The sequence below is a fragment of the Desulfonatronum parangueonense genome, from assembly GCF_054656975.1.
Genome location: NZ_BAAHXH010000003.1, coordinates 296660 through 309948 on the forward strand (window position 1 = coordinate 296660; position 13289 = coordinate 309948).

The following is a 13289-nucleotide window of genomic DNA, read 5'->3' on the forward strand; positions in this document are numbered from 1 at the left end:
TCCGAAAGCGCTCGTCCAGGAGCGGTTGAAACGTACTCATCAGGTTCCGCGGAACATCTTCCAGGCCAGAAAGATCCCCAGCAGGCCGGACACGCTGAATCCGGCCACGCCCAGAGCGGGCACGCCGTTCCAATGCGGTCCCACATCAGAAATATAGACCAGGGTCGATCCGATGATCAATGCCGCCGTGATCAGGGCGCCGCCAAGGCGGTTGCCGATCAGGCGGAGCTGGTCGGGAAAATGGCCGAAATCGCTCTGGTGCAGTTCCACGGACAGCTTGCCGGCCACGGCCGTATCCAGCAGCTTGGTGATCCGCCTGGGCAGGTTGACCAGTTCGTCCATCCGCTGTTCCAGGTCCCCGAGCAGGGTCTTGTCGGACAGACCGGGAACCATCCGACGCAGCGAGTAGCGCGCGGCCACCGGGCGCAAGGCTTCCAGGGAATCGAATTCCGGATCGACCACCCGCCCGGCAGCCTCGATGGAAAGCAGGGCCCGGGCCATCAGGATGTAGTCCGAACGCAGGAATATCCCGTAGTCACGGCAGAGGTTGGTCAGGTCCAGTAGAAAACGGCCCAGGTTGACCTCGCCCAGGGGAACATGCATGCCTTCCAGGATGAACATGACGTCGGCCTCGAACCGTTGCTCGTCCATCAACGGCGGCACGCTGACCGCCATGTCCATGGCCACCTGGGCCACCTTGGACGGGTCGTTCTTGGCAAGGGCCACGATGTAGTCCACCAGGGCCGAGCGCATGTCCGGCGTCAGGCGGCCGCACATGCCGAAGTCGAAAAAGCAGATCTTGTCGTTGTCCACGATCTTCAGGTTGCCCAGGTGCGGGTCGGCATGAAAAAAGCCGTATTCGAGCATCTGGCGCACCGTGGCGTTCAGGCCCAGCAGGGCCAGGTCCCGGCGTTGTTCCGGATCGCCGTGGAACATGTCCAGGCGGCGGCCCTGGACAAAGTCCATGACCAAGACGCTCTCCCGGGCCAGGTCCGGATGCACCTCCGGCGCGAAGACCCGGGGTTCGTCCGCGAAAATCTGGTTGAACAGCAGCATGCTCCGGGCTTCATTGGTGAAGTCCAACTCCCGCAGGATGGACTTGTGCACTTCCGCGACCACGTCCGGCAGCCGGGCCGTGCGTAGAGAGATGACCCGCTCGTTGGCCAGCCCGGCCAGGAAGGCCATGATCTCCAGGTCCGCGGCCAGTATCTTGCGAATCCCCGGCCGCTGAACCTTGACCGCTACCAGAGTGCCGGTGTCCTTGCGGCGAGCCCGGTGGACCTGGGACAGGGACGCCGCGGCCACAGGTTCCGGTTCGAAATCGACAAACAGATTTTCCAGGGCAGTCCCATAGGTTTCTTCGACAACCTTGCGGATATCCTCGAATTTCTCGCGCCGGACGTCCTCCTGCAACCCCTTGAGTTCGTCGCACAACTCCAGGGGAATCAAATCCGGACGCATGGACAGCAACTGCCCGATCTTCACCGGAGCCGGCCCCAGTTCCTCGATCACCCGCCGCAATCGGGCCGAGGGAGTCATGTCCCTGGCCAGGGTGCAGGCCCGGCGGCAACTCCAGGGAAAGCGGCTCACCCCAAGCTGGGCCAGAAAACTGCCGAAGCCGTACTTGACCAGCTTCGCGGCAATCATCGCAAACCGCGTGGTGGCGGTCAGCCTGCCGGCGTGGAGGGAATGATTGATGGGCATGATCGTCTTCTCCAAAGGTCGATGGCAGGAAGCCGGGGAATATGTTGGTGAAGTTGCATAGCCATGGGAGCAGGCACTCGGAAGATTGGCTGCAATTATGTCGAAAAAGCCTGATCTGTTTGTTGGATATGATTCATTCTCAATTTGTTTTCGGCATTGCCTGCAGACAGTCTGTAAAATATGCCATAAACGGAAATAAAGAGCCAACGTCACTACTCAGCACTTTCAGGGTAGGACTGGAGTGTTTCGGATTCAACCCCGATCCCAACCCCCGATCCCAATAACGATAACCGAAGGAAGATCGCAAAACAGATTGTGTGCAGAGCAATTACCGGAAGTGTTACAATTGTGTGAAAAATTGAGCATGCGTTTACTTTTGCGATGCAATTCCCTACTAAAAAAATTCCACTTTTGGATTCTGAGCATGGCCCGCGTAGCTGAGGAAACGGCTCGCTCACGGCTCCCCTGGCCGAACAGAACACGTTCCAAAGTTCTGGAAATATCCCAACTGTATCCATTTTACCAAGGTCCAGGGACAGGCTCAAAGCCTTCAGGAGGACATGAACGTTCTGGGCACTCGGGGCTCATGACATCGGCCGGGTGGTCACAGTGATCGAGGACATCGCCGATTAAACCGACCTGCTGGCTCTGAACGCCGCCATCGAAGCAGCCAGGGCAGGCGACGCCGGACGCGGATTCGCCGTGGTCGCAGACGAGGTGCGCAAGTTGGCCGAAAAGACCATGGCCGCCACCCAGGAGGTCTCGGCATCCATTGCTTCGATCCAGGAAGGCGCTCACCGAAGCATTGCCGCAGACCAGTCTTCCACAGGGCACTTTCGGCATCACCTTAAACCTCTTCACCGGCTTCCTGACATCGAACCATAGCGTGGATAAGCAACATTCGTGCTTCAGGTGTCCGGCAAACAGAGAATTTTGGGAGGACAAATCCATGACTTGTTGTTTTCGTTGGCCACGCATTCTGGTGTTCGGTCTTTGCTTTTGGATTGTCGGAGTGACCGGTCCTTCTGCGGCTCAAGTCGCCCCCCTGCCGCCGCAGGAACTGGAGGCGGCCATGTTTCGTTTGATGGACAAGTGGCAGGTTTACGGAACGGCCGTGGCCCTGGTGGAGGGCGGAGAAGTGGTCTGGGAGGAAGGCTACGGATGGGCGGACATGGAGGCTTGGCTTCCGGCCTTGCCGGATACGGTTTTTCAGGCGGCATCCATTTCCAAGGCCGTGAGCGCGGCGGTGGTACTGCGCCTGGCTGAGCAAGGTCTGCTGGACCTGGATGAACCGGTCTCCAGGTACTTGACCCGCTGGCATCTTCCGGAATCGGAATTCGATCCCGGCATGGTGACCTTGCGCCGAATCCTGAGCCATACTGCCGGACTTTCCGTTTCAGGCTATATGGGGTTTCCACCTGATCAGTCGGTCCAGACTCTGGAAGCCTCCCTGACATCGGCTCTGGACGCCGGAGGGCAGGGGGTGGAGATTGTTCTACCGCCCGGAGAACAATGGGCCTATTCCGGAGGCGGCTACACCTTGATGCAGCTTGTAATCGAAGAAGTTGCCGGACGACCCTTTGCCGAAGTGGCCCATGACCTGGTTCTGGAACCGATGGGCATGGAACTGAGCAGCTTTGGCGACGACCCCCGCCTGCACGGCCAGAAGGCCAGATCCTACACATTGGACAACGTTGCCGTTCCCAAACATCGGTTCACGGCTCTGGCCGCGGCTGGCCTTTGGGCATCGGCCGGTGACGTGGGCCGCTTTATCGTTGGCTTGACGGAGGACGGAGCCGGAAAGGGTGGCCACATGCAAACGCCGCGGTCACTAGCGGAGGCGATGCTTGTTCCCCAGCCCGCCTCGGAAAGCGGACTCGTCTTCTCGGGAAGCCGCTGGGGACTGGGCTTGGGACTGCTCGACCTTCCTGACGGCCAAGGCATGCTGGCCTTCCACCCCGGAGACAATCCCCCTGCCTGGCATTCGCTGCTGGCATTTCTGCCCGGAAACGCCCAAGAGGGCACTCAATCCAGAGGTTTTGTCGTTCTGACCAATGGTGAAAATGGAGCGGAACTGGTCATGGACGCCGTTTGTCTATGGCTGGACGCCGTTGCTGTTCGAGGCGTGGCAGAATGTATGGAGCGGGAGCCCTGAAGTAGGCATGTCGGCAGCACAGGTATTTTTTCCTTGATGTTGCTGGAATCAACAGTGATTATGACACCGAACCACCAACCTGGCGATTGCCGTTCCAGGAGTACAGGCAGAGCAATTTCTAGAAAGATCGACCCTGGGGGCACGTGGAGATATGTACCGTCCCTGCTTGGCTGTTAATCGATTTCCCCGTGTGTTACGAATAAACGTAGGTCATCTTGCAACCTCAAGAGTGGCCTGAAGTAGGGGGGGGCGGCGTACTGCGCAAGGGTAAAGCGGTAGTTCCCAACCGCCGGTCAGCCCTTTTCTCCATCATCAACACGACCTCAAAGCAGCGCAACCATGATCGATGCAACCACCAACTCGGATTCCCTGGACACGCCAAACCAGGACCATGACAGCCCCTGGAAGGAAATCCTGGAACAGCGCTTCGGCGACTTCCTGGCCCTGCTCTTCCCGCATATCCACCGGGAAGTGGACTGGAGCCGTCCCCCGGAGTTCCTGGATACCGAGCTGCAACAGATTACCCAGGACTCCCAACTGGGCCGACGCTATGCGGACAAGCTGGTCCGGGTCTGGACCAAGGACAATAGGGCCATTTTCGTCCTGATCCACCTGGAGGTCCAAGGCGATCCGGACCAGGACTTCTCCCTGCGCATGTACGTCTATAACTACCGCATCTTTGACAAGCACAAGGTGGACGTGGTCAGCCTGGGCGTCCTGGCGGACGCATCCCCGTCCTTCCGGCCCTCATCCTACCAACGCCAACGCTGGGGCTGCGAGCTTGACTTCCGCTTCCCGATGGTCAAGCTTTTGGACTGGAAGGACCGTTGGGAAGAACTGGAAAACAGCGACAACGTCTTCTCCCTGGTGGTCATGGCCCAGATCAAGGCCAAGACCATCAAGAATACTGATGAACTCCGGGCCTGGAAGCTGCATCTGATCCGGTTGATGTACGACCGGGGCTATACCCGCGAAACCATCCTGCAGCTCTTCCGGATCATCGACTGGATGATCCGCCTGCCCGAGTCGGCGGAGAAAGAGTTCTGGACCGAATACAGCAAAATCGAGGAGGAGAAAAAGATGCCATATATTACAAGTGTTGAGCGGATTGGGATTGAAAAGGGACAGATAGAAGGCCGGAAAGAGGGCCTGAAGGAGGGCCGTTATTCAGCACTGCTTGACCTGGTTCACAATGCCAAGGAACAGGGCGTTTCCGACGATCTCATCGCCCGACTCACCGGTTTGGATATCCAATCCGTACACAGAATTTGGAACAACGAACCTATTGATATCCCGCCGCATTTATTGAAGTCTGTAAGTTCGTCTAAGACGACGGGGGAGATGCGATAGGGGAAAGATTCGGACAAGAAGGAAATCAGATGTTAGCGCCTCCTCGAAAATGCGAATCCATGGCGGTTAAAAAAAAGTAATAATTGGGGTGTGGCACTCCCAGGATTTACCCTGTTGATTGTTACAAGTTTTTGAGCAGATACCTTTTCGCGAACCGATCGAGACAGGCATTCCCTTCAACAAGTTTCCTGCGAGGGATATGCCTGTAACCCAGTTTTTCTCCGGAGGATGTCAAATGAAGATCCTCATTCTGGATTGGTAATTTGCGCGCAAATTGGCAGTGATGGGGCTCGTGTGTACTGAATCGAGGTTTTTTTCCCTACTCCATCAGGAAAATTTGGTCACGTCTGATCGGTCAGCCCCAGCATCCCGCGCCAGTCCTCCAGGACCATGTACAGGGCCGGGATGAGCAGCAGGGTGATGCCGGTGGCGAAGAGGACGCCGAAGCCCAGACTGACGGCCATGGGGATCAGGAACTGGGCCTGGACGCTGCGTTCCAGGATCATGGGCATCAGGCCGAAGAAGGTGGTCAGCGAGGTGAGCAGGATGGGCCGGAAGCGGCGCCGGCCCGAGGCCAGGACCGCGTCGCGCACGGCCATGCCGGAGCGGCGGCCGGAATTGATGAAGTCGATAAGCAGCAAGGAGCTGTTCACCACCACCCCGGACAGGGCCACGATGCCGAAAAGGCTGAGCATGCTCAGGTTGATGCCCATGATCATGTGCCCCCAGATTGCCCCGACGATGCCGAAGGGAATGGCGGCCATGACGATCAGCGGCTGGGAATAGCTGCGGAAGGGGATGGCCAGCAAGGCGTAGATCATAAACAGGGCCATCAGGAAGCCCTGGCCCATGCTGGCGAAGGATTCCCGGCGTTCGCGCTCCTCGCCTTCCAGGTCGAAGCCCAGGCCGGGATGATCCGCGCTCAGATCCGCGAGCACGGTCCGGCGCAGATCCTGGAGAATGTCCTGGACGTTGCCGGTCCGGGCGTCCACCGTGGCCGTGACGTTGATCACCCGTTTGCGGTCCGTGCGGTTGATGGCGCTGTAGCCCCGATCCCGCTGCAGGTGGGCGGCCATGTCCAGGGGCAGTTCAATGCCACCGGGAGCGATTATGCGCAGCTCCTCCAGATCCGCCAGGGAAACCCGCCGGTCCTCGGGATAGCGGACCATGACCTTGACCTCGTTGCGCCCGCGCTGCAGACGCAGGGCCTCGGCTCCATGGAACGCGGCGCGCACGCGCCGGCCCAGATCCGCCTCGGTCAGGCCCAGGGTGGCGGCCTCGGGACGCAGCCGAATGGTGATCTCCTCCTTGCCCGCGGCATGGTTGTCCGCGATGTCGCTCACGCCAGGATAATCGGCCAGGGCCGCCTTCAGGCGCTGGGCGGCCGGGATGAGCACGTCGAAGTCGGCATGGGAGAGCTGCACGTCGATGTTCGCGCCGAAGCGCATCAGGTCGGCCTTGAAGGTCAGCGACTCCACGCCGGCTACGTCCCCGGTCAGTTCCCGCCAGCGCCGGGCCACGGCGTCCGAAGACGCGTCCCGCTCCTCTCCCGGCTTGAGCTGCAGGGCCACGTTGGCCAGGTGCCCGCCGCTGATCCTGCTTGCGCCCTGGGGACCGCCGCCCGGGATCTGGTGCGCGCCCACCAGGGCGTAGACATGGCGCATCACGGTCCGGCCTTCCGGCAGATCCCGGTCGAATTCGGCCACGGCCAGACCGGCCTGGCGCACCAGGTGCTCCACCACCAGCGCGGTCTGCTCCACAGGGGTGCCGTGGGGCATCTGCAGGGTGGCGGTAATCACGTCGGCCTCTACCTGGGGCATGAACCGGAACATGACCTTGCCCCCGCCCACCAGTCCGACGCTGAGGATCAGGGCGGCCAGAGCCAGGGCCACGGTGGCGTAGCGAAATTCCAGAGCCAGGGTCAGCAGCCGGGAATAGGGACCGGCGACGATCCGCTCCAGCCCGGCGCCGAAGCGGTTCTGCAGCCGCTTGAGAAAGTACTCCCGCTTTCGCTGCCGGGCCAGGCCCTTGCGCAGATGCGCGGGCAGAATGAACAGGGACTGGATCAGGGAGATGGTCAGCACCGGAATGACCACCAGGGGAACGGCGCCGATGAACTTGCCCATGGTGCCGGCCACGAAGAGCAGGGGCAGGAACGCGGCCACCGTTGTCAGGGCGGAAAAGATGATCGGTCCGGCCACTTCCGAGGCGCCCTGGATCGCGGCCTGATCCGGGGGCAGACCGCGGGCGTGGTGGCCGAAGGCGTTTTCCCCGACCACGATGGCATTGTCCACAACAATGCCCAGGGCCAGGATGAAGGCGAAGAGGGAGATCATGTTGATGCTCACGCCCAGAGCGGGCATGAGAAACAGTGCGCCCAGGAAGGCCACCGGGATGCAGAGCATCACCAGCAGGGCCAGACGCATGGCCAAAAACAGGCTCAGGCCCAGGAAGACAAGAGACAAGCCGAGCAGGGCGTTTTTCAGGAGCAGGTCGATGCGGCTTTGCAGCAGTTCCGAGGTGTCGTTCCAGGTGGACAGGTGGATGGTCGGGGGCAGGGTCGGCCCCTTGGCGGCCACGTACTCCAGGACGGACCGGGCGATCTCCCCGGGCTTCTGGTCCCCCACCCGGTAGATGGTGACCATGGCCGCGGGCAGACCGTCGAAGAAAGCGGATTCGTCGGTTTGCTCGAAGCCGTCGCGGATTGTGGCCACGTCGCCCAGGCGGACCTGGGCCCCTTCCGGCGTGCGCAGGATGACGATGTCCTCGAAGTCGGGGCCGTAATGGCGGCGCTCCGTGAGGCGCAGCAGGATCTCGCCGCCCTGGGTGCGGATTTCCCCGCCGGGCAGGTCCAGTGCCGCAAGGCGCACCCGCTGGGCCACGGTGTCCAGGGTCAGGCCGAAGCGGCGCAGGTTCTCCTCGGTGATCTCGATGGCGATCTCATGGGGCCGCACGCCGCCGAGTTCGGCCTGGGTGATGCCGGGCAGGACCAGGAGCTCGTCGCGGACCATCTCCGCGGTCTCGCGCAGACTGCGTTCGGAAACCTGACCGTAAACCACCAGGGAGATGACCTCCACCCGGTTGACCATCTTGGCGATGACCGGTTTTTCGGCCTCCTCGGGCAGGGTGTCGATGCGGTCCACTTCGGCCTTGACGTCCTGCAGGGCCACGTCCGGATCCACCCCGGGCAGCAGTTCCACCGTGACCGTGCCCCGGCCTTCCACGGCCTGGGAGGTTATTTTCTTGATGCCCTCCAGGCCGCTGACGTTTTCCTCGATGATCAGGAGCACGCCTTCCTCCACCTCGGCAGGCGCGGCGCCGGGGTAGATCACGCTGACCTGGACCTTGTCCAGGGCGATCTCTGGAAAGACCTCCTGCTTGATGTTCAAACCGACCATCAGCCCGCCGACCATGAACACGAGCATCAGGAGGTTGGCGGCCACCCCGTGGTGGGCCATCCAGCGGATCATGGCGTTCATGGACGGTTCTCGTTTGCGGTGCGGACAGGCATGCCCTCGCCCACGCCGGTGAGCGAGGTCAGGATGATCCTCTGGCCCGGCTCGATTCCGGCCAGAATGAAGAGCTCTTCACCCTGGGCCCGGCCCACCCTGACCTCATTGATGCGCAGGGTGCCGTTTTCAGCCAGCCAGACCGTGGACTGCTCCCGCAAGGCACGTCGGGGGATGACCACCACGCCGGGAAGCTCGCCCCCTTCCAGATCCACTTCCACGAAAAGTCCCGGAGTCAGGTGCGAACGTGGTGCGTCCTTGGGCTGAGGCAGGTCTTCGGAAGGTTCCAGACCGTAGGGATCGGCCACGGAGACGACCAGGGCGGCCATTCTGGTGTGCGGGTCCACTTCTCCCAGAGAGCGGACCACGTGACCGTGCCAGACCTGCTCCGGCCGGTCCGGCATCCGGATCGCGGCCCTGGCGCCGGGAACCCGCAGCCAGTCCAGATCCTCCACCCGTACCGGCAGGCGGATCTCCACGCTGTCCGTGTCCGCGACCATGGCCACGGGCGCGCCCGACGGCACGAACTGGCCCAGAGCCGCATTTTCCGAGCGGATGCGGCAGTTGTACGGAGCGGTGATTTTGGTTCGTTCCAGGTTCAGCCGGGCCTGGTCCCGAGCTGCCCGGGCGGCCTGTACCGAGGCCTGGGCCTGGCGCAGCTGCGGTTCATACAACACCAGAGGGTTGGGTTCCTGGCCGGGCGGGAAAGCGTCGCCGCCCAGGTCCGGCCCGAAACGCTCCCATTCCTGCCTGGCCACCCGACCCGCGCCCTCGACCTTGGTCAGCTCCACCTCGGCTCGAACCACATCGGCCTCGGAGCGTTCCAGAACCAGGCTGTAGTCGTCCTCCTCCAGGGCCAGCATGGGATCATCCTGACGGAAGAAGCCTCCGGCCGTGAATTCCTCGGCAACCCAGACCACCCGGCCGGCCACCTGGGGCACGATGGAGGATTCCCGGGCGGCCTGCACCGTGCCCGTGGCCCGGACAATGATGGTCCTGTCCTCGCGGGTGGCGGTCATGGTCTCCACCAGCACGGCCGGGATCTCGCGGGCCACGGGCTCCGGCTGGGGCCGACCGGCGATGAGTCGGCCCGCGATGAGTACGGCAACGGCCAGGATGAGCAGGGGAAGAATGATTTTCAGGATGGTACGGATGGTCATGGCTGGACCTCGCGGGGTCGTTGATTTGAATATGGTCCTATAGGTCCTATAGGTCCTATGAGTCCCATGGGAATTATAAGGCTCCGCCCAACGCCCGAGCCAGCTGGACGCGGTCGGTCAGGATCTGGCGGCGGGCCGTGAGCAGGGCGGATTCGGTGTCGGTGAGCGTAGTCTGGGCCTGGAGTACGGGGAGGTAGTCGTTCAGGCCGTACTGGTATCGCCACAGGGCCGTGTCCAGGGTGCGCTGGGCGGCGGCGCGCTGGTCCTCCAGCAGCAGGATGCGCCGGGCCGTGGACTCGTTGGCGGCCAGGGCGTCCTCCACTTCGGCGAAAGCCTGGAGCACGGTCTGATGGTAACGGGCCAGCAGTTCCTGGAACTCGGCTTCGGAAACCCGGACCTGGGCCTTGCGGCGGCCGCCGTCCAGGAGTGGCTGGGCCGCGTTGAGGAGCAGGTTCCAGAAGATGTTTCCCGAGGCCAGCAGCGCCCCCAGATCCGTGCTGGCGCCGCCGTATACCGCCGTGAGGGAAAAGGAGGGGAAGCGGTCGGCCACGGCCGCGGCCACCCGGGCGTCAGCGGCCTGCAACCGGAGCAGAGACGCGCGGATGTCGGGCCGTGCCGCCAGAAGCTCCGAAGGCAGGCCCGCGGCGAAGACTTCCGGGGGAGGGGGCAGGGCAGGGATGGATATGGATGGTTGCTCGCCTGGATAGCGGCCCAGGAGAACGTCCAGGGCGTTGCGAGCCTGGATCAGCCGGGCTTCGTGGGTCGGACGCTGGGCCCTGATCCGGGCCAGGTTCTGCTGGGCCTGGTGGACGTCCAGCAGGGGGACGAGTCCCTCCTGGTAGCGATTGCGGGTCAGTTCCAGGGAGTGGGCGGCGTGTTTCGCGGCCCGGTCGTTCAACTCCAGCTGGGCCTGGGCCTCGGCGGCCAGGTGGTACAGGTCCGCCAGGGCCGCGCTGATGCTGACCCGCAGGGCGCGCAGGTCCTCGGCAGCGGCCGCCGCATCCGCCGTTGCCGCCTGCTCCGTGGCGGACAGCCTGCCCCAGAGATCGAGTTCATAGGCCGCGGCCGCGCTGAGACGGTAGGCGTCATCGGTTTGGGCCCCCATGGGCAGGACCTGGCGCTGCCTGCCGCCGGATGCATCCAGGTTCAGGGTCGGGGAACGCCCCGCACCCGCAACGTCCGCCGCGGCCTGGGAGCGTTCCAGCCGCGCGGCCGCGGCCCGGAGATCCAGGTTGGCGGCGAACATTTCCTGCATCAGGTCGTCGAGCCGGTCGTCCTCAAAGACGTTCCACCAGTGGTGTGCACCGGGAAGGGCAGCCGAGTCGGTCACCACGTCTCCGGCAAACACGCCGGGCATGTTCGGCGGTGGCTGTACGGCCCGGGGGGCATGGGCGGCGCACCCGGTCAGGGCCAGCAACGAGGCCAGGAGCAATGAGAGGAACAGCGGAAGGGGAGTTATGCCGAACACGGGGCCTCCATGCCGGCCGCGGCAAAGGAAAGCAGTTGGTGGTGAAGGTGTTCGGCGTCCCAGTCAAGGGGCGTGCCCGGAAACGTGAAGTCCGCCTTTCGACCCGTGAGGCTCAGGGTGCTGCCCATGGCCCCAAGGGTGAACAGCAGTCGCCGCAGGAGGACCGGTTTGGAAATTTCCGGAAGGGCCCGGCACAGGGCCTCGAAAAAACGATTGATGACCGGGGACATGGCCTTCAGGAACAGTTTGCGCACCGTGTCGTCGGATTCATAAAACACGCGGCCGATGAGCATGATGAAGTGGGAGTTGCCGGAATCCTCCTCCAGCAGGCGCAGGGTCGGTTCGAGAAAGGCCCGCAGGATCTCCCGAGCCGCTGGACGCCGGTTTTGGGTATCGGCTTCGTCCAGAACCGTTTCCAGCATTCCCAGGCGCTGCTCGTTGAGCGCGGACAGCCGCCGCTGGATCACCGCCTCCATCAGGCCGTGCTTGGAGGTGAAATGGTAGTTGACCGCCCCCAGATTCACCCCGGCCTCGCCGGTTAATCTGCGCAAGGAGGTGGCATGGTAGCCGTCTTCGGCGAACAGACGTTCGGCGGTATCCAGAATGCGGTCCGCGGTGCTCGTATTCATTGATTGGTCCTTGCAGCTGGTTGCGGGTGCAAAGTTTTCATACATACGTATGAATAAAATGGCAATGCGTCCGCTCCGTAGTTCAACCTTCTGACGCCGTTGATCCATGACTTGAAAAAAGCAAGAAAGGAAGTAAGAATTTCTTACACAGATATTTGAAAGATTTGCTTAGGAGACGAACATGCTTGCGAAACTGACCTCAAAAAACCAAGTCACGATTCCCAAGGACATCATGAAACACCTGCCGCCAACTGAATATTTTAATGTAGCTCTTCGGGATGGCGTGGTCGTTCTGGAGCCGGTTCATGTTTCCGGGATTTCCACCGAATCAATTCGTGCCAAGATGCGACAACTTGGTATTACCGAGGATTCTGTCGACGATGCCGTGCGCTGGGCTCGGGAAAAAACGTGAAGATCGTCGTAGATACCAACGTTCTTGTATCCGCTTTGCTTTTTGGCGGAAAAGCCGGGCGCATCATCGGACTCTGGAAATCCGAAGCTATCCATCCACTGGTTTCGGAGGCAATCGTGTCGGAATACCTCCGTGTCCTGGCCTATCCCAAGTTCCAGCTCGCCAGGTCAGAGATCCGCCATCTCCTGGATCATGAAATCCTGCCATGGTTCAAGCCGCTGGTTGTCACTCCGGGTGAAAGGTTCATTCCGAACGATCCCGAAGACGACAAGTTCATCTGGTGCGCGTCGCAAGGCAAAGCCAAGCTGATCGTTTCCGGAGACCCGCACCTTCTGGACTGCGTCCGCACACCTGTTCCCGTCATCTCCCTTGCAGACCTGCTCCAGCAGTTCCCGGATCAGGAATGATTGCGCCGGGGGGAAAGGACGACGATAGCAGGTGAGTCACCAACCCCGGCCGGCCAGAAAGCCGAGGTACAGGGCGGCGAGGCCGAGGATGTTCTGGGAGAGCAGGTTCAGGCCGAGCTTGAACCATTGGGCTTGTTCCAGCAGGACGTTGCTTTCAAAGATGTACGTCGAAAACGTCGTGAAGGAGCCCATGAATCCAACAAGAAGAATGAACCGCAGTTGCAGGGGGATCAATCCCCGTTCCTCGGACAGAACCCAGACCAGACCGAAAAGAAAACAGCCCAGGATGTTGACCGCGGATGTTCCCCAGGGAAAATCACGACCCATGAGCGTGTACACGGCCAGGGAAAGCCAGTACCTGGCCAATGCTCCCAATGCCCCGCACAGGGCGATGAGCAGGATGACTTTCAGGGCTTCAGGGAAGCGGAAGAGCATGATTTACAACCATTGTTAATTCAGATCCTGTGTATGGCCGTCCAAAGAGGCGAACATAGA

The 13289-nt window shown here is 61.7% G+C and carries 10 protein-coding genes and 1 pseudogene; 5 read left to right on the forward strand and 6 right to left on the reverse strand.

The window, feature by feature from the left end; genetic code table 11:
• Positions 1-39 precede the first annotated feature (39 nt).
• Positions 40-1704 carry an ABC1 kinase family protein gene (locus ACYQ15_RS01850; protein ID WP_459935832.1) on the reverse strand — a complete coding sequence of 555 codons (1665 nt, stop codon included), beginning with the start codon at positions 1702-1704 and terminating at the stop codon, positions 40-42.
• A gap of 527 nt (positions 1705-2231) precedes the next feature.
• On the opposite strand from ACYQ15_RS01850, the pseudogene ACYQ15_RS01855 reads away from it, so the two are divergent.
• The 3 genes and pseudogenes from ACYQ15_RS01855 to ACYQ15_RS01865 form a co-directional block, all read left to right on the forward strand.
• Positions 2232-2532: pseudogene (locus tag ACYQ15_RS01855) on the forward strand (methyl-accepting chemotaxis protein); the annotation flags it as partial.
• Between the two features lie 121 nt (positions 2533-2653).
• Entirely contained in the window at positions 2654-3859 is a 1206-nt protein-coding gene (locus tag ACYQ15_RS01860) for a serine hydrolase domain-containing protein (protein ID WP_459935833.1), read from the forward strand.
• Between the two features lie 339 nt (positions 3860-4198).
• On the forward strand, positions 4199-5209 hold the full coding sequence (locus tag ACYQ15_RS01865; protein ID WP_459935834.1) for an Rpn family recombination-promoting nuclease/putative transposase: 1011 nt from the start codon (positions 4199-4201) through the stop codon (positions 5207-5209).
• Positions 5210-5550: 341 nt separating this feature from the next.
• Here ACYQ15_RS01865 and ACYQ15_RS01870 read toward each other — a convergent pair whose 3' ends face one another.
• The 4 genes from ACYQ15_RS01870 to ACYQ15_RS01885 all read right to left on the reverse strand — a co-directional run bounded on the left by ACYQ15_RS01870 (position 5551) and on the right by ACYQ15_RS01885 (position 11975).
• Positions 5551-8688, reverse strand: coding sequence for an efflux RND transporter permease subunit (locus tag ACYQ15_RS01870; protein ID WP_459935835.1), 3138 nt, complete (start codon positions 8686-8688; stop codon positions 5551-5553).
• On the reverse strand, positions 8685-9878 hold the full coding sequence (locus ACYQ15_RS01875) for an efflux RND transporter periplasmic adaptor subunit (protein ID WP_459935836.1): 1194 nt from the start codon (positions 9876-9878) through the stop codon (positions 8685-8687). Before ACYQ15_RS01875 ends, ACYQ15_RS01870 begins: the two co-directional genes overlap by 4 nt.
• 73 nt (positions 9879-9951) lie before the next feature.
• On the reverse strand, positions 9952-11346 hold the full coding sequence (locus tag ACYQ15_RS01880; protein WP_459935837.1) for an efflux transporter outer membrane subunit: 1395 nt from the start codon (positions 11344-11346) through the stop codon (positions 9952-9954).
• The gene (locus ACYQ15_RS01885) at positions 11334-11975 is read right to left on the reverse strand and encodes a TetR/AcrR family transcriptional regulator (RefSeq protein WP_459935838.1); all 642 of its coding nucleotides are present in this window, start codon (positions 11973-11975) and stop codon (positions 11334-11336) included. Before ACYQ15_RS01885 ends, ACYQ15_RS01880 begins: the two co-directional genes overlap by 13 nt.
• 181 nt (positions 11976-12156) lie before the next feature.
• Between ACYQ15_RS01885 and ACYQ15_RS01890 the strand changes: the two genes are divergently transcribed.
• Positions 12157-12387 carry an AbrB/MazE/SpoVT family DNA-binding domain-containing protein gene (locus ACYQ15_RS01890; protein ID WP_459935839.1) on the forward strand — a complete coding sequence of 77 codons (231 nt, stop codon included), beginning with the start codon at positions 12157-12159 and terminating at the stop codon, positions 12385-12387.
• The gene (locus ACYQ15_RS01895) at positions 12384-12794 is read left to right on the forward strand and encodes a putative toxin-antitoxin system toxin component, PIN family (protein WP_459935840.1); all 411 of its coding nucleotides are present in this window, start codon (positions 12384-12386) and stop codon (positions 12792-12794) included. The genes ACYQ15_RS01890 and ACYQ15_RS01895 overlap by 4 nt, the downstream gene beginning before the upstream one ends.
• 36 nt (positions 12795-12830) lie before the next feature.
• Here the strand turns inward: ACYQ15_RS01895 and crcB are convergent, their stop codons facing one another.
• Complete coding sequence (crcB, locus tag ACYQ15_RS01900) at positions 12831-13229, reverse strand: fluoride efflux transporter CrcB (protein ID WP_459935841.1); 399 nt, start codon at positions 13227-13229, stop codon at positions 12831-12833.
• Between the last annotated feature and the right edge of the window lie 60 nt (positions 13230-13289).